General features: G+C 38.5%; 19 protein-coding genes. 3 read left to right on the plus strand and 16 right to left on the minus strand.

Annotation, left to right across the window (positions count from 1 at the left end; translation table 11 throughout):
• Positions 1-13: 13 nt before the first annotated feature.
• The 8 genes from J7I93_RS01015 to J7I93_RS01045 all read right to left on the minus strand — a co-directional run bounded on the left by J7I93_RS01015 (position 14) and on the right by J7I93_RS01045 (position 9339).
• Positions 14-1036 carry a Nif3-like dinuclear metal center hexameric protein gene (locus J7I93_RS01015; RefSeq protein WP_214722581.1) on the minus strand — a complete coding sequence of 341 codons (1023 nt, stop codon included), beginning with the start codon at positions 1034-1036 and terminating at the stop codon, positions 14-16.
• 132 nt (positions 1037-1168) lie between these two features.
• The gene (locus J7I93_RS01020; RefSeq protein WP_214722582.1) at positions 1169-1531 is read right to left on the minus strand and encodes a Na-translocating system protein MpsC family protein; all 363 of its coding nucleotides are present in this window, start codon (positions 1529-1531) and stop codon (positions 1169-1171) included.
• Between the two features lie 302 nt (positions 1532-1833).
• Complete coding sequence (locus J7I93_RS25315) at positions 1834-1956, minus strand: hypothetical protein (protein ID WP_285289052.1); 123 nt, start codon at positions 1954-1956, stop codon at positions 1834-1836.
• Between the two features lie 167 nt (positions 1957-2123).
• The gene (locus J7I93_RS01025; protein WP_214722583.1) at positions 2124-2447 is read right to left on the minus strand and encodes a nucleoside triphosphate pyrophosphohydrolase; all 324 of its coding nucleotides are present in this window, start codon (positions 2445-2447) and stop codon (positions 2124-2126) included.
• Positions 2448-2488: 41 nt separating this feature from the next.
• Positions 2489-4969 (minus strand): restriction endonuclease-like protein, encoded by a 2481-nt coding sequence (locus tag J7I93_RS01030; RefSeq protein WP_214722584.1) that lies wholly within the window; start codon positions 4967-4969, stop codon positions 2489-2491.
• Positions 4941-6593: an McrB family protein gene (locus tag J7I93_RS01035; protein ID WP_214987745.1), complete on the minus strand. Its 1653-nt coding sequence runs from the start codon at positions 6591-6593 to the stop codon at positions 4941-4943. The genes J7I93_RS01030 and J7I93_RS01035 overlap by 29 nt, the downstream gene beginning before the upstream one ends.
• Positions 6590-7327: a hypothetical protein gene (locus tag J7I93_RS01040; protein ID WP_214722585.1), complete on the minus strand. Its 738-nt coding sequence runs from the start codon at positions 7325-7327 to the stop codon at positions 6590-6592. The genes J7I93_RS01035 and J7I93_RS01040 overlap by 4 nt, the downstream gene beginning before the upstream one ends.
• Before the next feature lie 251 nt (positions 7328-7578).
• Positions 7579-9339, minus strand: a complete 1761-nt coding sequence (locus J7I93_RS01045) for a DNA cytosine methyltransferase (RefSeq protein WP_214722586.1) — start codon at positions 9337-9339, stop codon at positions 7579-7581.
• Between the two features lie 190 nt (positions 9340-9529).
• Between J7I93_RS01045 and J7I93_RS01050 the strand changes: the two genes are divergently transcribed.
• Positions 9530-9976, plus strand: coding sequence for a very short patch repair endonuclease (locus J7I93_RS01050; RefSeq protein WP_214722587.1), 447 nt, complete (start codon positions 9530-9532; stop codon positions 9974-9976).
• Positions 9977-9988: 12 nt separating this feature from the next.
• Here the strand turns inward: J7I93_RS01050 and J7I93_RS01055 are convergent, their stop codons facing one another.
• From J7I93_RS01055 to J7I93_RS01070, 4 genes are read right to left on the minus strand one after another with little or no spacing between them, the layout of a single operon-like run.
• Positions 9989-11800: an AIPR family protein gene (locus J7I93_RS01055; RefSeq protein WP_214722588.1), complete on the minus strand. Its 1812-nt coding sequence runs from the start codon at positions 11798-11800 to the stop codon at positions 9989-9991.
• A 3-nt stretch (positions 11801-11803) separates the two neighbouring features.
• Positions 11804-12826 carry a PD-(D/E)XK motif protein gene (locus J7I93_RS01060; RefSeq protein WP_214722589.1) on the minus strand — a complete coding sequence of 341 codons (1023 nt, stop codon included), beginning with the start codon at positions 12824-12826 and terminating at the stop codon, positions 11804-11806.
• A 25-nt stretch (positions 12827-12851) separates the two neighbouring features.
• Positions 12852-15497, minus strand: a complete 2646-nt coding sequence (locus J7I93_RS01065) for a Z1 domain-containing protein (protein WP_214722590.1) — start codon at positions 15495-15497, stop codon at positions 12852-12854.
• On the minus strand, positions 15484-16962 hold the full coding sequence (locus tag J7I93_RS01070; RefSeq protein WP_214722591.1) for an ATP-binding protein: 1479 nt from the start codon (positions 16960-16962) through the stop codon (positions 15484-15486). Before J7I93_RS01070 ends, J7I93_RS01065 begins: the two co-directional genes overlap by 14 nt.
• A 575-nt stretch (positions 16963-17537) precedes the next feature.
• Here J7I93_RS01070 and J7I93_RS01075 point away from each other — a divergent pair.
• Complete coding sequence (locus J7I93_RS01075; protein ID WP_214722592.1) at positions 17538-17984, plus strand: YaiI/YqxD family protein; 447 nt, start codon at positions 17538-17540, stop codon at positions 17982-17984.
• A 35-nt stretch (positions 17985-18019) separates the two neighbouring features.
• Entirely contained in the window at positions 18020-18211 is a 192-nt protein-coding gene (locus J7I93_RS01080) for a hypothetical protein (protein WP_009333869.1), read from the plus strand.
• Positions 18212-19131: 920 nt separating this feature from the next.
• Here J7I93_RS01080 and J7I93_RS01085 read toward each other — a convergent pair.
• The 4 genes from J7I93_RS01085 to J7I93_RS01095 all read right to left on the minus strand — a co-directional run bounded on the left by J7I93_RS01085 (position 19132) and on the right by J7I93_RS01095 (position 22040).
• The gene (locus J7I93_RS01085; RefSeq protein WP_214987744.1) at positions 19132-19353 is read right to left on the minus strand and encodes an EVE domain-containing protein; all 222 of its coding nucleotides are present in this window, start codon (positions 19351-19353) and stop codon (positions 19132-19134) included.
• Positions 19354-19550: 197 nt separating this feature from the next.
• On the minus strand, positions 19551-20387 hold the full coding sequence (locus J7I93_RS25030) for a M20/M25/M40 family metallo-hydrolase (RefSeq protein ID WP_214987742.1): 837 nt from the start codon (positions 20385-20387) through the stop codon (positions 19551-19553).
• Positions 20335-20916 (minus strand): hypothetical protein, encoded by a 582-nt coding sequence (locus J7I93_RS25035; protein ID WP_214987740.1) that lies wholly within the window; start codon positions 20914-20916, stop codon positions 20335-20337. Before J7I93_RS25035 ends, J7I93_RS25030 begins: the two co-directional genes overlap by 53 nt.
• 65 nt (positions 20917-20981) lie before the next feature.
• Entirely contained in the window at positions 20982-22040 is a 1059-nt protein-coding gene (locus J7I93_RS01095) for a tetratricopeptide repeat protein (protein WP_214987738.1), read from the minus strand.
• Positions 22041-22479: the final 439 nt, after the last annotated feature.

Consider the following 22479-nt stretch of genomic DNA (forward strand, 5'->3'; position numbering starts at 1 on the left):
TGCACTCCTTTTTTTATAGTGTATTGACCGCCGTTTTTTTCAAAAGATAACCAGTTGCCATTTCTTCTGCATATTCCTTTAATTGAGGAGATCCCATTTCATTTAGAGATATGCTTGTCACCCGCTCTCGAAAAACAACAACCTCTACACCAGGCAGCAGTATGTCCAAGGCATAAGCTAAAGGTAAACCATTTTCGAGTATTTCTAACACATGGCAGTTTCCAATAATAAAATTAAGTCCTAATTCCTTAGCCGTTTCAATAAGAGGATGACCATCATAAACCCGGCTAATCGAAGCGAGAACAGTATCAGCTTCCGGGTGCTCTTTGATGACTTGACGTAAATGATCAGGGGAAAATCCCGTATGCGGAAAAATGTGGACAATATTGTTCACAGGGCTGGTTTCTTCTCCACAAACGATTCGCCCACGTGTCACTGTGCTTGTTTCAATCATAGATGAACTATTGCGTATTTCTTTTTCTGTATGTAATAGAGCCTCTTCGTCCTCTAGACCCATAAAATTATCCAACCGGTTTAAAATATCTCCGAGTGTGTTTACCTCTGGACGTACTTTTCCCACATATAAAATATTTCCGTGTACGCCTCCATAAGAAACTTCTGTCCTGTATACATGATGGCCGTGCAAAAAAGGGATGCCAGGATGTAATCCATGGAAAGCTTCATGTAATTCAAATGCAGCTACATTATATAAATCCAGATAGTTTTTCAAAATTACCCCACCTGAATTAGCCGCTTCAGCGATCGGATGATGAGCAACAATGGCATCGACATCAGTAGCGCCGGCAAGTTCGATGCATCCTTCTGTCATTGTCATAGCAACGGCTATTTTTTTCACTTCTTTTTTCATATCACCATAGACAAGACCAGGCGTTTCAATGATCTCTTTCCCGGGAATGTTGGAAGACTTCATGATGACAAAGGGGTGCTCACCTCTCGTAATGTCATTTAAAGATTTAATCACTCTTCCTCCTGTTAGCTCATCCAGCGCAATCAATACATCTTCTACTGTTTTCATAATGTTGTTGCCTCCTCTATTTTTTTATAAAAAAAACCGTCAGCACAAATCAAACAGACGCTAGTCTGAAAGCTTGTACTGACGGTTTTTATGCACTCTAAAGAGTTCAATGGACCAGTCACCAGTATTTAGTTACCTGGAAATATAGGCACTTGTATCCCGATCCAGGGTAATGATAGTACCTGAAAGTTCAGTAATGGGATCATAATCCTTCAAAATAGAAAGTACCTTCATCCCGTATTTTTCTTCAAGGACTTTCCTTAAATGTTCCTTATAACTATCTATGATGGCAATGTCAGTCATTCGGATTACAAAGCGATTAATCTCGTCCAAATGCTTAAGAGATGGAATTCTCTTATGATAGGCGAAAATTAATATCTTATCCCCCAAAAACTCGACTCTTTGACTTTTGACACCAATGTTAAACAAAAGAAGGTTGATATTATTATAATCCTTGATAAGTTCCTGTTTAAATGGGCCAGCAGTCCAACTCATTTACTCACACCATCTTTTTGAAATTTCAGAATCATTCGATAAATAGAATTTAACATAGTTAATACTATCTGTAAAGTGTTTATATTAAGTATATGTTTTACAACAACGTTTAATAGAATCCATAGCTATTAGGATTTCATGCAATACCTCTGTTTCAAGGTGATACAACTGCATATTTTATCATTTAATAACATAATTAACCCTATATGAATACATACATTATGATTAAAAGACATTCCTCAAAAGTGTCTTTTAATCATAGAATATTGATAACCAGTTTATCTGTAATCCATAATAATTTCTTATTTCTTCCCGCCGATAATCAGCTTAAGTTCCGGCTTCCCTCTATTATTAATTCTCTTCAGTAGCTCATTAGCAAACTTATCGGGGTTCTTTCTGATTTCTTCTCTAGAAACTCTTTTCACTGTCTTCTTTCTCCCTCTTGTTCAAATTGATAATGCATCAGGTATTCAAAGATCTTCCTGGTTCACTGAAAAGGATTCTGTTCTCTTTTATAACACAAACTCTCATACCATCCCCAAAAATGACAACCATTAAGAACTGATGCTCCAGAGAGGCTCCTGTTTACTGCTTATTCTTCGACCTCGTTTAAAAAGATCTTCTCCTTAAAGCCTCCCCGTTTTTCAGCTTTATGTTTTCTCAGTTCTTCTACCTTCTCAATCGATGCATCGTGGGTTTCGGCGAGTGTATGAATAATCTCAAGCAAATCAGCTAATTCCTCCAGCGCCTCTTCATGATTCTTCGCGTTTATATATTCTTCCAGCTCTTCAAAGCTCTTTTTCTTGAGTTCTTTGATAAATTCTGACTGGTCAAGAATTTTTGTTTCATACTTCTTACCTGTTCTTTCAATAATTTCAGGAATGCGGTCACGAACTAGTTTGTTGTATATAGGCATTTATAATCCTCACCTTTATATGATTCACAGCATAGAATTTTCTAATGAGCCCTGTCTAACATATCAATTAATTCTCTAAAAACAGAGGGTGTATTTTTTCGTAATGTATCTAAGGATACAGTTTTTTGATCACTCTCCCCTACCAGATAAACTTCTTTATTTTCTTTATTAATCTTTATCAAGATATCTTTGATCCTATATTCCTCAACCTTAGTAGCCATATCAAGATTAGCTGAGTTCAGTTCAATGGATATTCTGTCGGAGATCCTTCTTAGCATTCTCCATAACGTTTTTTCTTCCTTCGACTTCATAAACAGCTCTGGAAGCTCTGTGGACTCTTTCAAATTGCTCAATGTTGTATGCATATATTCGGCAATACCATAACCAACTGGCTTAATGATATGGTTACAGTTGATCCAATGTTCAACTACAAATTGCATATATTCAGTGGTTCCTAATTTCTCTGGCATAATTTCCTTAACTCTGCCATAACAAATAACACCATTTTGCTTTGTTACGCCATTCTTCACATAAAGGGCAATATACTTTGTCTCTTGCCATCCGGTTTTTAGTTTCTCAACCGGAATACGATAGCAGCCGGTCTGTTTATAGCTGACATATTCTTCTCGACTTCTAACAAGCCCGACAAGAACCTTCTCATCTAGACCGGATTCCCACTCCTCCAATGTACCCCTAGGCAAAATTCCTTCCTCCTGGATTTCCTCAGGGCTTTTTTCAATAAGTCTCTCCACGAATCTTTCGACTATGTCCGTTGCATTCGGCAGAAATGGCAGCCCTCCGATATTGACTTTATCGATGCTTTTATAGAAGTGATGTTCCTGGTAAAGCTCTTCATAAGACCAAGGAAAAAGTACATAAGCTCCAAAAGCTGTTCTTTCATATGGGCCATTATTATAGGCCACAATTGAATCTCGATATCGATGCATGGTGTTGATATCATCTTCAAGCGGGCCGGGGTGCTTATAACGATTTTGATAATAGCTTCCTTCCTGGGCGTAATCGATTCGATACTTGGCATCAAATACATAATTATAGGTAAAGTCTTTCCCCTTTTTAGCGATGCTGAGCATTGTATCCGGTTTCTGAGGAATTGTAGGCAAACCACTTTCATACTTTTGGTAAGCCAGTATAATTTCTTCTTTGGTATAAGGGTGCTTATATTTTCTTGTCGCTGATTTGTTGGTTCGAAGATTTACGAATAGTCCTTCACGGTTAACTTGAATAATGTCCTGGCTGACGAGCTGATATTTTTTATCAAGAATTTGTCCGAGCTTCAAGAAAGTCCAATATTCATAGAGTGTTGCTACATCTTTCACAGACATTTGATAAAGCTTTCCTTGAAGCATTAACCCTTTGGAAACCGTCAGATAGATCTGAAAAGCATCTCGATAGCCTGGTGCCATTTGCAAAACCAAGCTAAGGATTGAGCGATCCAGTTTTTTTATTCCCCTCCAAAAAGGACTCTTTTGCTTCCCCTCTAACTGCTTAATCATCTCGATAAGTTTATCTAAAAGATCAGCGTCAGGTTCTGTTTCCCATCTCGATGTTTTATTCCTCAATGTCTTGAGTAAATCATAAAGCTTATGTGTAACCCGCTCCATCATCCATTTCACATATCGATTTTCAAATGTATCAAAGGTAAGCTCCTTTTTAACTCGGAGACCTTCGGTTGGCATAAGTGTTTTGTTATTGATATGGATGCCATTTGAAACCTCTGTAAATAGATGAGGTCTTTTTTGCAAATAGCTCCTGCTTCTAGTGTCCAGCTTATTTAATTGGTCTCCCCTAACCTTTTCATACGTTTTCTGGAGAAGGTGATGAGGCTGCCGTTCAATACGGTTAATTGCCTGCAGAAACTGGTCAAAATGCTTGCTAATTAATCGGTAAAATTCACTCCTGGAAGGCTTGCCATCCAGTTTTACTCTAGCTCCTAAATAGGTTTTCCGTATAAAATGAAAGGCGAGATTATAAATTTCGTCGTTAACTTCTTCTAATAATTTTTTATAATCGTCTTTATAATCAAGCTTTGCGGGAAAAACCTCTAACGTTACCTCTAAGAGCTTTTCGCTGCCTTCTCTAATTTCGAAGGTTGTTAACCCTACTTCATTCTGAAACTGTAAATTCCCCATTAACATATAAGTGTTTGCAATTTCTACTCTGGCGACGGATTGCCTTAAGCCAGGATGCTCATGATAAAAGGCTAAGTCTCTGCTTGTTTTAGGTATTACAATAACCTGATAAACACCATTTTCGAAAAATATCGGTCTTAATTGAGTAGATTCCTGGAGTAACTGTGCTTCAATATCATAGATTAGTATCTGATTTACCATATCCCCTTGAACAGAAAACTGCATGATATCATGCCTATCCATTGCGCGATATTGTTTTAACCCTTCATACCTCTCATGATAAGGCTTTCCTTTTACCACGAGAGAAAAATCTTCTGTTTCGATTTTAACTAGTTCAACATCATCACGAGATCCAGAAGGACGTAAAGCCATCTGCTTGTAACCTCCTAAGCATCTCAATCACTTTTCGAGCGCTCTTGGGATAAATAGCACTTTCTTCATCGATCGGAGAATCTTCATCCTCCTGATACTCAGTATTAGTAAATAGCAGATATAACTCCCTTAGCAGCTGATCAATTCTTGAGTCACTTCCAGACAGACGCGGCAGGATCTTTTGAAGTATACAATGATCAAATGCTTCCTCAAAAATCATTAGATCACCTTCTTTGTTATAGGCAAGATAGAAGGTGATTTCATCCCTAACCCGATAACCGATATGTGCATTAATAAGTTGAAGTGACTTATTAATCTTTACCAGCTCACTTGTAGCCTTTTCGATAATCTCTTTATCTACTTTGTATAGATCCTTCAAATGCAAATATTTTGAAGCAAGCTGACCTTGTCCTATTTCTAATGGATCTATGTCCTCAAGATCCTGGAGAAAAGTTAAATTATCCAACTCCACTCGATTAAACTCAATCGTATTGGCACGGTCTAAAACCTTCTTACTAAATGGGTGCGTCGTTTCATCCATATTAACGGTTCCAATAACAAAAAGATTATTAGGAAGTGTGACCTCTTCTTTTGCGACCTCCTCCGATAATAAAGTGGAAGAAACAACCTTCCCATCCTCCCACCTTCTACTCTCCATCACACTGAGAATATCACTGAAGTAATATTCAACTCGCGCCAAGTTCATCTCATCTAAAAGAACAAAGTAAGGCAAATCAGGATGCTCTTGGGCAGCTTTAATAGCTTTAGTTAATGGTCCCTCTTTAAAATCTCCTTTAATATCTACATAACCTAATAGATCAGATCCGTCACTCCAATCAGGACGAACAGGAATTAAAGTAAACTGCCCATTTTTCTCTGTAACCCCTAAACTCTCGGCAAACCATTGAACCATTTTGGTTTTACCTGTTCCAGAGATACCTGATAGGATCACAAAGGGTTTGGTTTTTAGAGATAGAAATAAGTTGATGACTTCTTCTTTTGGGTAATAGAAGCCTTTACTAGCTATGTATTGATTTATGTGTTCGATTATTTCATTTAAAGAATATATTTTAGACTTATCTTCTCTCACCATTGATAAACTTGATAAAAAGGTGTATTTCGCATCTAACTTATCATCTAATACATCCCACTCCTCATTCACCAAACCTGTTTCTCTAAGCCAATTCAGAATATTTCTTGTCCTATACTGGGAAACAGAGGGTTCCATTAAATTAGAGCCCTTGGAATTTCTGACAATTATCATCCCAATTTCTGAAAGTAATGAAAGCTTATCTGTTTTATTTATTCCTTTTAATAAAGAAAGTATCTGATAAATCACCAAAAAGTATGGATGGTGCAGCATTAGTTTTGAAAGATATTCGTTTTTATTAACAGCATCAATATATCCATTTAAAATACTTTGCTGGATTTGATATTCCCCATTTAAGAAACCCAATAATTTTAGCCCCTGACGAGCACGGAGCTTCAGCCTTTTTATTGAGTCTTCTTTATATTTTTGAGATATTTCTTTTGGGTTTATATCCTGGTTAATAATTTCGTTTAAGAGCTGCATTGTCTGCTCCAAACTTGCTTCTGGTAGCTGGTCTGTAGTAAACTCTTTCAATTTATATACAGTATGTTATTACTTACGATTTTATCAACAAAAGGCAATTCATGAAAAAATGACATGATAAACCCAGACCTGCCTTTTGTCTTAATAAAGTCATTTGATGAAGCTATCCTAACATTTAAAAATTCTTCCCATGCTGTTAACAGGTAATCGTAAGTAATAGTAGCATATGGTTTTTGTTCTTCACCTTGTGAAAACCTCTCTCTTGATGATTCAGTTTCAACAAGTATCTCTTCTTCGTTAAAATTTGTTATCCAATTAAGCTTATTTGTACTTAAAGTTCTAATTTCCGAATTATTTTTGGCTATGGACATAAAAATTGATTTCATTGAGTTATCTGGGGTCTCTGTTTCTCTCAGACCATCGTTATTAACCTTTGATAATAAATCTTCCATTTTTACATATTTAATTGGATTACCTGAACCTTTGTGTATATCTCGAACATTAAGGTCTAGAAGTTTTGACCTAATTGGATCTTCAGCTATTTCGCCAAACAAAATAAAACGGCCTTTATTATCAGGATTATTATCCTTTTCATAATCATTTAGATTATAAATCTCTTTAATTTCGTTATTATAAACCGCACAAAAATATTTCAAATCACCAGAACGGAGTCTATTCTCGCTAATTACCCAGCTAACGCTAGTTGCATGATACAACTCTTCAGGTGTCATTCCTTCTCTATATGAGACTCCAATTTTAATTAAAATAGTATCTTCTTTGCTCACTTTATTGCTCCTTAAAATGATTTTTTATAATAGCCTATCGTAACAAGCTCATATTTCCATATCTTCTCAGATTTATTATCACTTTATAAATGCATCATATCAAGAAAAACAATAAAATTATCCTTAGCGGAGTATTAGGAAAAACTCACTTCTCTGTCTCGCAATATAATGGAAGAGCTAGTCCATCACTAGTTGTGAACAGTTCAGTACAACTTTTAGAAACAATAAAAAGCTTACAGGCAATGTCTTTATTAGACATTTCCCTGTAAGCTTAAAATTTCGGGAGTATTAACCTCTTTTGATGTATTTTCACTTTTAACTTCATTGAGTAAAATCTTCTTTAATTTTTCTTCTGCATTTACTCCCATTGACTGCAATAGCGCTTCAGCAATCGCCCTTGCAAGCAGCGGAGGGACCGCATTCCCTATTTGCTGATACTGAGAGTCCTTTGACCCAAAAAATTTATAAGAATCCTGGAAAGATTGCAGCCTAGCAGCTTCCCTAATACTTATAGCTCTGTCTTTAGCAGGATGCACCCACATCGATTTTCTTGCATTAAGTACTGTATCAGAAGGTTCATTATAAGCAAGTCTTCTATAGATAGTATTCTGTGTTCTGCTATGATCTGTGTAGGTAGTTTTTAAAGACTCGTCCAAATCATGAAAGTTTTGACCCTCTTTAAGAGACTGAAATCTTTTCAAAGCTACCTCACGAGTTTCTGTTCTTACATGATTAAAGATTTTATCACTGTTGTTAAGGTATGCATTTAATGGACTGCCGATTAATGTACGATGAGAATCCTTACAGATTTCATCTCTTTTTACGTCAACTTCCGGCGAAATGTTCTCTAAGTCACCAATCGCATCATAGATTTTGTTGTACTCTTCCCTGTTTTGAAATAATGGCTCTGGTGTCACTACCGCTGCAGCTTTCAAACAATCTTTTCTGATGCCCATCAGAATTAATCTTCTTCTTTCCTGTGCAACACCGTATTGACCAGCATTGAAAATATATTTGTCTTCATTAAAGACATAGCCTAAGTTAGACAGCTTTCTTTTTATATAGTTAAACACATTGAAGGATTTGGTGGTGATTTCAAGTTCATGCTGTTTCACCTGTATATCAAAGAGTTTAACTTTGTTGTCAATAACCTCTGAAATCTTATAAATGACTTTTTGTGCTTCTATGATATTCTCGAGTTTTTCTTTAAATGAACTGTTATCTTGATCATTTCCGTCCATTAAATTTTTCAATGTTTCGCCTAGATCTGCCCAGTCTAATTGATACAGGCTGTCCCAGTATTCACTGTGCTGATCAAGCCATTGCTGGTTTACTGTCTTTAATAAATATTTTTGGTTTGTTTCTTTCTGTATGAAGTTCAGTAGATCTTTGTTTGATTGCTTCTTAGAATGTTTTAGTAGTGAAGTTAATTTGGACATTAAGTCCTTATTTATCATGAATGGTGTTAATTCTATTCCCTCTGTGTAAGCATTTAGAAGGAATTCTCTTAATTTATCAGCGTATGATGTGCTTTTGCCAATTTTAATATGTTCTTCTGCCGGCTCAATTCCCAGCTTAACGAGTTCATCTTCGTCACTTTCATTCAGAAAGAACTTATGTTTCTCGGATTCCAATGTCCTTACATTTTCCATTACAAAAGCTTTCGGACGAATCTCTTCAATCGCACGCAGATATTCTTTTACAAGCTGATTGTTCGATGAGATGAGAGTATTCTGCTGGCGGTTGGCATTGGAAAACCCCTGGCATGGAGGGCCGCCGATTACCACATCAATATCTCGGAATTCATCAATCTTTTCACCATCGTCATTTACATACTTAAGCTTTGTAATATCTTTATGTAAAATAACGTCTCCATGGTTCATTTCGTAGGTTTTTCTTGCGTTCTCATTTATTTCGACAGCGACTTTCACTTTGAATTTCCCGGTCTGTTCAAAGCCGCTGCTGAGACCGCCTGCCCCTGCAAAAAGATCCATTACTTTAAGTTTCTCCATCTTAAAACCTCACTTCTATTAGAAGTAATCTTTCTATCTATATTTTAAACCAGAACATTCGTTCGTTCAATTGTTTTAGTCAACTTTTCAATTATAACATAATTATTTTTCTTCGATTCATGTCAAATGGTGTAATGTTCGGCACTCCTGGGTAAGATTCCAATATAAACTGAAAACCGGACGTGATTCCATGCCTGAAAAAATAACAAAAGAACAGCGTTCCAATAACATGAGAGCCATCAAATCTCAGTCTATGCTGGAAAATGCCATCACAAAGGCTCTCTGGAGGCGAGGCTTTCGGTTCCGTAAAAATGCGAAAATGTTCGGCAAACCCGATATCTCCATTAAGAAGTATAAAATTGTCATCTTTATAGACTCTTGTTTCTGGCATTGCTGCCCGATTCACGGCAATATGCCAAAGTCCAATCAGGAGTATTGGACAAAAAAACTGGCTCGCAATGTAAGCAGAGATCAAGAAGTGAATCAGTATTATCAGGATAACGGCTGGAAAGTGATGCGCATCTGGGAGCATGAGTTCAAACAGGACTTTGATACTGCAGTTGACTCCATAGCTGAATTTATTAAAAGCAATTCAGTTTTAAAGGAAAAACACCCTGAATCTTTATCAGAAGATTAGGGTGTTTTTCTGTTAAATTAAGTTTTTCAGTTCCTGGGAGCAGGTTTCTTTAAACTGTATCCAGCAAGCTTCCTGTTTTGCCCACTGCGTCACGTTCCGCTCACCAGCAGATTCTTTCAGATAGAACAAAGTCTTATCTGCAATCGTACGTACAATATCATCCCATTTCTCTGATAGCGCCTGTTCTTCCCATACACCAACCAAATCAATTTGCTCGCTGTAGAGGTGGTGAAGCATTGCCACTGTATAGTAAATGACATTTGCCTTGTAGCCTCTCAGCTTCATTTCATCAACGATTTCTTTGACGCGCTGATTAATGATGGCTCTGGCAATTAATTTCTGATACACGGATAGAGTAATCTTATCCTGTGTGCTGCCGCTCCAGAAGCTCTTGTTCAGGTCCATGAACTTCTTGAATGCTTCCTCTCCGCCCTTACTTGAAACGTGAGGATAACCTTCCCAAGACATAAAGTATTTAGCCAAATCGACTTTTGTAAGGACCTTATCTTTCGGATACTGCTTTTTGAAATCTGTCTGCTCTTTTCCTCGCTTGCGGCGGTTGATGTCCACCATATACTGGCCTCTGGCACGTTCGAAGTACCATTTGCTTTCTGGCCTTCTTCCGTCTTTTGCCGGAATCCAGATATTGCGCGAGAATTTCTCCAGATCGGACATGAAGCGTGTATTGGCTAATAGATCAGATTTATTGATCTTGTTTTGCGTATTGGCATATTGTGAAATGCGGGAGATCATTTCATCTTCCAGCAGGTGCTGATCCTTCGAAACGAATTCATTAACTTGAAGGATTGTCAGTTTTGCTTGGACGTAGACATCCTTCAGGCTGATTCCTTCCTTATAAGCCTTGTGAATGGAGGCTGTTGTCTGGCCGCCATTCACAATTTGCCAGCCGCTGAGGCCTTTGATTTTATATTGATTCACTCCATCTTTTACAGGCTCAAATTCACCTGTACGCGCCACGGTTGAAATCCCATTGTTATAGGCCACAAACATCTTGCGCTGGAATGGATCATTTAGCGTATCGCGAATTCCTTTGTTGGTTCCGCCCCTTGCCTGAAGGAAAGAACGAACATTTCGCTCAACCAGCTTTTGACCCCATTCATCATAGGCTTTAGCAAGCAATTCAGCTGAAATATAGCCAACATAGCAGTCAAATTCCTTTACTCCGCTAGATGGATCCGGAACAAACATCATCTCGAATGTTTCACCATAGTCTCTATCAAAATCAATGTAATCTGTCTCGACAGCCTGCTCGGAAGTGATCAGCTGCTGGACCCGGTCAATATCCCAAACCTGGACGTTTACCGTTTCGATGCCTGGAATTGTCATCTCTACCGGCTTATTTGAAGAATAGTACAGGTTTGTCACTACAAAGATATTGATCTCATTAATATTCTCCATCTCTTCATCTATGACTTTTGCAAGATCATAAGCTTCTAATGAATGGTCAATGGTCTGAAGAAGAGACTTTGCATTTGTGACAAAGCGCTTTACCCGATTGGCAATTTCCGTGACAGCAGTCATATTGATAGTAAGCAGATCTTCTTCGTTCTGCTCAAAATTGTAATCGGCCACATACAGGTCTAAAACTTGGTTCTCATCATCATAAGAATAGGCATTTACGGCAATATTTTTTGCCGTATCTTTATAAGGAGGAATAAGGATTTCCGGATCGTCAGGCCTGTCCATAAAGGAAATCATTTTCTCCAGGAATGGAACCTGATAGCTGCCCGTTTTTATTGCTTTTTCTTCCAGTTCTTCCATGAAATCGAGGAGAAATTCTTTTCTTTGTCTAGTTTCTATCATCTTTTACCCTTCCACTCTAAACATTTGATATATGGTTTCCGGATCTTTCTCATATTCCGTACAATGAGTCAGATCAATATTATAGCTAACATGGGAAATTCCCTTTGGCAGATGCTCTTTTAACAGCCGAGGAAAATCTTCCCCTGCTTCATAAACCTCTGTTTTTTCCACAAAAAACAATGTATCCCCATATTCTTCTTCCCTAAAGCCGAGATCAGTCATTAAATCGCTGTATATAAGTGCAATTCGTTCAGATCGTTTTGCAAGCTTGGCACGGACCTGTCCTGCCAGCTCCTGAAGACTCATGCCATGTGTCCGGCTTTGTTCAAGAAAGCAGACATATAGATAAATTGAAGAAACGGCTTCACTTAACTTAAGCTGGTTCTCATTTGATATTTTAATGGTTTTGGATAATTTATCAATCACTGTTTTGATTTCAAGCCCGCACCTGGAACCTTTGAAGTCAATCCGCCCCTTGGTCGGCCCCTCCCATTGCTCAATAATGAGAGGGGGCTGGCCTGGGTGGTTGTCCAGCCATTCATTGATAAACCATAATTCCCCAAATAGCCCCCGCTGCTGTTCATCAGAAAGCCGTTTAAATCCGCCTCGCTGAAAGAAAGTCCTCCATCTGTCAAGTACCTTATATACAGTAGAAAATAGCGAATCTTCTTTTTCCGCAATTAAATGTTCAGCGAGATTCTGGAGGACCACATCGAAAATTTCAGGGCTTTGTTCATCCTCTTGACGGATTACAAGAAAATAATGCTCTTTTAAGAGAAATATCTTTTCAAAGTATTCCACTTTGACAGACATGCCCCGCCATTTTGGAAGGGCTCTTTCCTGGCTGTCGTCCCATGCTTCCGTTCCGAGATCAATGTAAAGCTGACGGTGATGATTCGCAGGATCGATTCCTGCAAACATAACAGGGCTCTCGTATGTCAGGACATTCAGCTTATATACCTCACTATCGTCCTGATTATTAAGCTCTTGGATCATTTGTTCAAACTCTATTTTTAGGTTCAACACAGCTACTCTCCTTAAATAAAGTTATTCAGACTGTTTTATTAGTCTGGTAGACGCTTGTATCGTCAATTTCGGTACCCGGAAAAGAAAAGGCGATTCCAATTGGCACTAGTTTTGACGAGAATTCAACATCCAGACTGCTAAAGATCTCGACTTCTGGATGCAGCGGATAAATCAGCATTAAACCTTTTTCTTTGTCACGCATTCTGCGTTTTTCTGTACGGTCTTTGATTCCTTTTATTTCTTCATAGTCAAGGTCCATGTACTCATGGTTTGGAGACACAATGGCCCCAATGTCCCTGATTTGATGCTTGCTCTCCGGCGCTTTCACTTTCTTACCAAGAGGGGCTGCAGATTTCAAGCGAATCTTTCCTAATTCAACAGGATAATCTGATAAACCAGAAGATGCTGAAGGATTCCCTTCTACTATTGCAACTGTCCAATCCGTCAGCTCACCCTCATGATTAGCGCGATCAATATAATCAGCAATTAAAGCTGAATTGACAATATTGCTGTCCGCTGTCTGATATTCAGACAAAAATTCTTTGATCATGTCTGATTTCACACCAGAAGCCGTATAAAAGTTTGTCTTTCTGTAGGCAGTCTTTTCTAGGGGAAGCTTGTTTGCCACCTTTACAGCAGCTTCCATATTCCCTTTTAGAATTTCTTCACTTGGATCAAATAGCCTGGTCTGCTGAAGAGTTCCTGCATAAATGACATTAGTCGATACTGCGTTTCTCATTTTCAGCGGACTGGTAAGCATCATTGTTGGATGGCTCAGCATCTTCACAGCATATTCAGAAGGAGTTTTTTTCAAGGCAGCAAGCCTGTCGAATTCCTGGCGCAACTGAATCATGGCAATGGCCAGATGTTCAAAATTCGAAGCAATCTCATCTGATGTATAGATGCGGCAAAGATCCATATAGCCCTTCCTGTAACCAAACCAGCGCCCCATCTGCATGAGCGTGTCATACATTAGCGTGTTCCGGAAGTAATAGGTGATGCTTAAGCCTTCAAGTGTAAGACCGCGGGATAATTTGTCTCCGCCTACGGCTATTACATTCAGACCATCTTCTTTATATTGATGGTAATCCAGCGCATCCCGGCTGTTTCCATTGATTTCAAATACCTGAATCGTCTCGCAGCATTTTCTCAGTTCTTCATATACTTCATTCCAGCCGTATTCCTTGTGGTTTTCGTTAGGCCAATCCCTGCTCACAGGGAGGATGTCATTTTCATAAAGCTCCTGCATCTCTGCTATCACAGTGCTTTCAGGATTATATTGCAGCTGTTTTGAGATGGAATCAAAAGTGCGTGAAACTTCATCTTTTACACTCGATTGAACGTCTTTAAAGCGTGATGTATGAATAAGCATGGAATTATGCTTCTTTCTTTGCCCTCTCAAATTGCGGATGGCAATCACAAGAAGGAATTCAAGCATGGCTTCACGCATCTGCGGTGGCACTTCCTCAAATTTATCTGCATCGGATTTCTTTTTAATCGTCGTAAACACTTCAAGATCTTCCTGCCGCAGATGGCGGATCAGACTTGGACGAGTGTCTTCTGCATCTTCTTCCACATTGAAATATTCTTCAGGACCGCAATATTCCTTAGGCTTTGGCAGGCCGACGAGGAAATCTTTCGGATACAGGTCATCTCCTTCCTCATCTGTCCTTCCTTCTTTGCTGATCAGAAGATTGGCAAACGGTGTTGCCGTGTAGCCCACAAAAGCTTTTCGATTAAACACTTCAAGTATCTGCCGGATTAAACGATTAATCGTCTTTGGATCTTCATTTTTATCTGGATTGGAAGTGTCAACGGACGCCTGGTCTGCCTCGTCATCAACAATTAAGACGGGGATATCCAGATTATATAAATCACGGTGATTGATTAATTGATCTCTGAGCGACTCCAGAACCGTTTTGTTTTTCTTTACAACCATCAGGGTTGGCGAGTTCAGGTTGCTGGTTCCTCTTTGGCTGGACTTGATATCATTTACTTCTGTTGTCCATGATGAAATGATATGCTCAGCGGTATTCGCATAAATTTGTGCAACTCCGATTGGATTGCCATCCTTATCTGTCCGGTTTCCAATTACCTCTTCATTCAAACGTATCTGTGTCTGGGCTCTTAAATCATTATGAATACCTGACAGTACAATGATCAGCTTATAGCCGACATCATAAGCTTTATTGATCAAGCCTGTGAAGTTGGCTGTTTTACCTGACTGGACATAACCCAATACAAGGCCGCGCTTATCGAATGGCTCCAAGGACTTTGGATTTCCAATCGATGCCATAATCTGATTGGTTGTTTCATCAATGGCGGTAACTGCCTCAAGCGGCCAATTTTTTGCTTCGGACAGATATCTGCGGTACCTGGTCCAGAAAAATCCGCTTGCTGCCATTTTAGGCTCAAACCAGCTTTTTTCTTTGGAGTTCCTCATGACATAATCCTTGGGAACCTCCAAGTCAATTTTGTATTTCATGAACATTTCAAGAGACCATTTTTGGAATTGTGCATCATCAATTGGACCAAACCCAGATGCCAATACTCTCGCTAATTCAAGTGCTTTTTCTGCAGCTTCCTCTGAATTTGCAGAGTGGGCTTTTAACATATAATAGTTATTCGTAAAGGCCTGTTCGAACAGGCTCTTATTATCAATTACTGACAATCAAATTCGCCTCCGTTGTGATTGCTTTTATGGTTGCCCGGTTCAGGCCGTCAAAGGCCGGCTGTGTTAACAGAATGTTAAACAGCTGCTCTTCATTTTCAGCCACATTCAGCTTCAGCATGGAAGAAGCAAATTGGATAACCAGCTCTTTCTGGCTGTCCGGCACATCCTGCACTTCTTCTTCCGGGACCTTTGGAGAATCTATAATATTGCTTGGGGAACCAAGCTGAACAAATTTAAGATACAAGTTTAATAGCTTTGCATTTTCATCATCCAGATTTTTTAGAAGTTCAGATAGAATGGGATGGTTTCTGTTTAAAATAAATTGCGGGCCATCCTCGCTCCCGGATTGTTCCCATGTATTCAGGCTGCCTTTTATGGAAGGATTCCTCGGACCTGGCTGGGTACGGAAATAGAATATATCTCTAGAGACTTTGCGCGCAATGGAGGAAATGGCCTCTAATCTTCTTTTCGCATCTTCCGGCAGGTTAATGCCTGACTTTTTGATATCCACCTGCCAGTCTGAGTCGGCTGCATTTGGAAGATCTATTCGGACCCTGGCAAGCTGTGAAGCTGCATCTTTCGGAAACAGCCCCATCCAATCGCCAAAATAAAGAAGGCGATTCTCACGGTAAATATATAGCCCCTGGTGATCACGCCAGCCTTTATAGCCGCCAGCCTTTTTGTATTCCGGCTCTGTTAAATGAGATGCATGCGGCAAAATAAAGTACTGTACTTTAATTCGGTTCTCATTGATCCTAAGCATCTGCATTTCGCCTTCCATGGTATTTGGGTGATACCGCATGAAAGGATCCCATGGCATAATTTCCTTGCCGTTTATGAACATCTCGACTTCGCTCTTTTCAAGGATAGAATGGAATACGAATTCGAGATGCCTATTAATCCGGGCCACTTTATTATAGAAGCTGGTTTCTTTCAGCTTGCGCTTTCCTCCATACCCCATAAAGCGGTCAAGCTTATCAATGCAGACAATTGTTCCGCTTTCGGATTCAATTTCACCCATTTTAGTCCTGACATCTGCAGGAATTTTGGTATACAGCTGCCATTCATTGCATTCTGATACATGATCCAGGTCCCAGCATCTCTCGTTATAAACTCCATCTTTCTTGGATAGCACACTTAACCGTTTCCCCAGCGAAAAGGATGCAGTTTTTAAACCCATTCCAAATCGTCCGAGTTCATTCGCTCCCCTTTTTGCTCTCGGATCCTTGGATCCAATATTCATGGCTGTCTGAAGCATCTCTTCATCCATGCCCGTGCCATTATCAGAAATTGTGATCATCCCATCCCTGTCGCCATAAGCGAAATTAATATATATATTGACAGACTGCGCATCCAGGCTGTTGTCCACCAAATCAGCAATCGCTGTACTTGCATTATAGCCAATTGAACGAAGCGCTTGAATTACAGGCGCAGCAGAAGGTCTCGTTAATACTGTTTCCATACTATTACTCCGTTTCATTACAAGGTTTGTAACAATTATAACAAAAATTCAACATATAAATAGGTAGCAATAGGTATTTACTGATATTTACAATATAAAAAAATAAAAATTTCAATCTCAATGATATTATAATTTCGAGCCCGATCAAATTTTTTATAGGGGTATTTAAATAGAAAAAGAAACTGCAGTATACACAGTTTCTTTTTCTATGAACATACTTGATTTGGAATGAAGTTTTAATTTTCTTTTACTAGTTTAGAGATAATTAGTTAGCAAAATGCAATTTATCTTTTTCCCTTCCTGTCAAAGTTCTCCTCAGCTCCCGTGCCCTCTCAAATATCGCCTCCACCAGCTTCACCGTACAGGGAAAAGGGGCCTGTCCCCTCACTAAACTATTTTGTGGGCAATTGAACCACCATTTGCCAACACAATTCTATAAAGTATAATATGAGGAAAGAAAAATACAGCCAAAGGAAGAACTCTTGATTATTTTTAAACAAAAGTCACCAGTCCCTTTTATAGTTGAAAAAGGTTAAGTTAAATAGTAAGTCGAACTTCTTAACAGGAGGGGAAAGATGAAAATTTATGTGGATGCAGATGCTTGTCCGGTGAAAGATATTATTATTTCTGAAGCAAGGAATTTTGAAATTCCGGTTATCCTTGTTACAAGCTTTTCTCATTTTTCTAATGCAAAACAGCCATCCGGAGTGAAAAACATTTATGTTGATTCTGGAGCAGATGCTGCAGATTATCGGATTGTGAAGTTAGTGGAAAAAGGAGATATTATCGTGACGCAAGATTATGGTCTTGCGTCACTAGGTTTAGCAAAAGGAATTATCGTACTCCACCATAAAGGATTTAGATATACAAATGAAAATATTGACCAATTATTACAAACACGTTATTTAAGTGCAATGGCTAGAAAAAGCGGACAGCGAACAAAGGGACCAAAGCCTTTTACAGCAGAAGACCGGGAGCAATTTAGGGATCTTTTTAAACAGGTTATTTCTATTAAAAATTAGGCTAAACTCAGAGATTCAGAAAGGAGATAAATATTTTGAAGTATTTAAAATCGCAAATGCAACAACTAATTAAGGAAAATAAAGAACTGCATACACGCTTTAAAGAACTGAAGGCTGAACATGGTCTTGAAAAAAACAATGCCCTCAAGGCCTTGTACCATTCAGAAGTTACAGATGGAGGAAAGTATCAGGTAGCTTACCAAGCACTTGATCAGCCCAAAAAGTAGACTCTTATATCTTATTTATACTTACTAAAAATTCTGTTATAAATGTTGGATGGTTTTTAGTGGATTCAAGTTAGTGACAAAAATATGAAGTGGGTTGCTGCGCTGTACAACCATACTATTCAATAGCAAATGAAACTCCAGAATCGGGCGCAATGCGAAAACCATACGACTAATTCCACTGTAAAATACGAAAGAATAGGCTTTTTCACTTCAAACCCTTGATGTTTTACTATTGGTCAACGCATTGGCGGCAATTGGTAAAATTCGTGGCAACAGCTGGTAAAAAGTATGGCAGAGATGGTACATTCTTGTGGCTGTAATAAACGAGTTTTAAATATACAAAAGATGAGCATGAGAAAGAAAATTACAGCGGTTTGACTTTGCGGTATAAAATCATCCTTAACATATTATTTAGTTGCTTTAAGAAAAATAGCTCCACCTGATTACCACGGCAGTTGTGATTTCTGGTGGAACTATTACCTATTCTACAGTAAAACTGTGCCTTAACTGCAACAATATAATATTCTTTAATTAGATATGGTTCTTCATCAGTTCCGTAAAGGATTACATTCTAAAACCTTTAAATTCTAAATCTTCAACTGATTTCTCACATTTGATTTCATTTAGAACTCTATAAACTTCCATATAGTTTCTATACATAAACGTTTCATAGGGCTACGAGAAAGTATGAACAGTTATATAAAACTCATTTTCCTTTCGTAGGACTTGTTGATAAAAGAATTTTAAAGCTGCTCCTATCTTGATCTTTAATACGTAAGAAATTAACGGTCGTATCACCTTTCTCCTCTTGTAGAGAGTTTAGCTTGTTAACAAATTCTAATTCATGTTCTTTTATGTTTAACTCTAAAAGTAAGGTTTCGTTAGCATCACTAACAGTAGTCAAGATCAGATTGACATCTCTATTTTTCATTATCCTCGTATGGCTCGGTTACAATTTCACTAAAGGCAATAACACCTCCAGTGTTTTTATTGCCACCATCTGATCTCCAAATGAACACCTTATCCCCAACTTGTACCTCATCCAAAAATTGCTTTTGCCGTATATTCCAATCGACGTTTTCATTTTTTTCTATATATGTAGCTTCGTCCCATTGCATTTCGGTCATTTGTTCCTGAATCAATCGGAAGCTTTTTGTTGCTTTACTTATACTAGAAATTCAGGAACAAATTCTTCTAAAAAGCTTCTCAATTTTTCCTTTTTGATTATTGGCTAAGAATTAAACATTCTAGTGAAAGACAGGGACAGTTCTCATGTTTCTCTTTCAGAGTATAAACACGCGAACCGGCCCCTAATTTCCTAGTCTAGAGAAACCAATAATTAGTTAGCAAAATGCAATTTAATTCTTTCCCTTCCTCTCAAAGCTCTCCTCAGCTCCCGTGCCCTCTCAAAAACCGCGTCCACCAGCTTCACCGTATTATAACAACCCTCCACATCCAGCATCTCATCACTGGTGTGCTCATTAAAATAACCAACAGATAAATTAACACTCTGTATCCCAAGTGAAGCCCAAACCCTAGTGTCACTGCTTCCGCCATTCGTGCATTTCCAGTTCGTTAAACCTGCCTTTATTGCTGTAGACTTAATAAACTGGCCATATTTTTCATCGCAGAACGGAATGAAGCCACCACATGAGACTACGATATCACCAGTGCCGCGGCGATCAAGGACAATAGCAGCATCTACGTCCCTGAGGAAGTAATCATCAACATGCTGAGCTCCCACTAGTCCTATTTCTTCTTCAACGGTTAAAATGAATTTTACAGTACCGCTGAATCTGCTTTTTTCCAAGTTTTTGGCCATTTGCAGCAATACCGCTACACCCGCACGGTCATCTGCACCAAGAATCCCGGAGCTGCTGGTCCAGAAGTTTTTTTCTTTTAATATTGTTCTGCCTGGATCGATGGGAAGTACAGTATCCAAATGGGCATTTAATAGAATAGTCGGTCCGTTGCCGCCTCGATAGCGTTTTTGAGCCAGGATGTTGCCTTTGCTGTCAAAAGTTAGATGATCAACTAGCGGAGCAAGAATCTTTTCTGCATGATTTCGGATTTTGCCCTCGTTTCCGCTTTCTCCGTTGATGTTAAGGAGTTCCTCCAGCTGGTCAAAAAACAGCTGTTTGTCGATTTCTCGTTTCCAGTTCCAAGGTGGCTGCATCTATTTTCAAGGCTTTTTCAGCTAATTCTAAAAGTTCCTCTCTGGAATGTGGCAGAATCAATCGCTGGTTTCTGACTCTGACTTTTTTATCAGAAATGATGCTGAAAAGTTTTGCTGCTTTATCCATAGATACACCAGGGCGAAATTGGATGGAAGCATATCTTTTTTCATGGCCATCGCAGCTTCCCATAGTAAATAATTCTAGACGATTTAATTGTCGGACCAAGCCGCTGATATATAGATCCAATTCCCTGACTTTCGGCTCTTCTTTTTCAGCATGGAACCAAAGCCCTTCTCCATACCCTCTATGAGGAAAATCAGCTGCTGCTAGCCATTCTTTTTCAGTAACAGGCTCAGAGTGAATAGTAAGAAAAAAATGCTGACGTGTGAAGTCTGCACCTGCTTTTTGAAGGCACTCCATTAAAAACTCAATATTTTCTTCGGTTTCATGAAAGAGATCAAACTCATTTTCCGAGTACTCCCTCACAGCAAATCCTTGACGAATGAATAATGTATTCCAGCTTCTCATTTAACATCATCTCCCTTTCGTGAATGTAGCTTTATTATCACAAAAAGGCGATGACAGCCCTGTCATCAGCTTACATAGTCGTTCGCAAAAGCGTCATCAACTCTGAACAGAACAATATATTGAACCGTTTCGTTGAAATAATAAGCTGTTTCTCCCCTATACTGTTTAACATCGATAATGTCAGGCATATCTAATGTTTTCATACGAGCTCTAAGACGTTCTATTGATTTAATGAAGGTATTCTTCTTAACTTCTCCGTCAGTCCCAGTCTTTCCAAAAAAGTCCTTCATCGTCATTCTAGTGGATGGATTTTCTTCATTGGAGGACAGCAGAAAATGCCTGATCATATTTGCCTGCCCTGGGGTAATAATGGCCTCTTCTCCATTAAAGAAAAGGATATTTTCGCGGTCATTAAAATAAACAACAAGCACATTCTTTTCCCCATTTTCTGCAAGTTCTTCGCAGGCATCTTTCGAACAGGTCTCAATATGTCCTTTTGTTATTTTATAAAAGGCATGATTTTGCAAAAACTGCTCATTATCCGATAAAGTTTCATATAAGGGTGAAAGTGATAGATTAGGCAGCTGGTCTGCTGACGTGTATGAAAGCTCATCCATCGCTTCATAAGTTGAACTTGCCACATATAATGCACTATTTGCCAGATACATATGAGCATGAAATTCCTGCTGCTGATTTAGACTAAAGGTTGGATTATCCCCGAATTTATGATAATTCAATGCTTCTTGAAAATAGCGTACTGCTTGGTTGTAATCACTTTGCTTATAAGATAAAAATCCTAATCTATAATAGGCAATGGGAATATTTTTCTCATAACTTAGTGCTTTTCTTATAGATGAAATAGCATCTCGATCATCCTTAAAGTTGTTCATCTTTAAATATGTACCGTATTTAATCAGATAGGAAACAAGCAGTTTTTTTGTATACTTCAGCGAATATTCGTGCATGGCTCGATCTTTTCTTACTAGGGGAACCAACCTTTTATACATCTCTTCATAGACATTTACTAGTTTAGCGTAATAACCGTAATTACTCTTTTCTCCGTTTTCATGCAATTCTTGTTCATAGTCCTCAAGTTCTTCAAGAGTTAAGTCTTTTAATCTCATTCTTAGCTCACTTCCCATAAACTGATATATAAGCTGAATTATTGGTTGACACTTTGAGAGCATTCTCGCGTTCCTTCACACACATCTGGCACCATCCGTCCTCGTTTACAGCCTGAACTTTTTTCGCGCACTGTGAGCAGACCTCGGTTCTCTTTTTCTTAGTTGAATATTTCAGCCGTTTTTTCATGGTGCTGCGATTTATGCACGCATCACAAGTCTCTTTTTTTCCCATAGAGAATTCTGCTGAACTTTTAATCTGAAAACATACCAGACAACGTTGTTTGCTAATTGTATTCTCCTCCTATTCCCTTGAATAAAGGAAGAAGTTGTGCTCTTCACCTCAATATTGTAATACATCCTCCCTTCACCAAACAGACAGAATATAAAGAATTATCATCTTCACCTTCTTCTCCTCACCTCTTTAGTTATATAATAAAAC

It is taken from the genome of Bacillus sp. ISL-47 (genome assembly GCF_018613175.1).
GTDB lineage: Bacteria > Bacillota > Bacilli > Bacillales > Cytobacillaceae > Cytobacillus.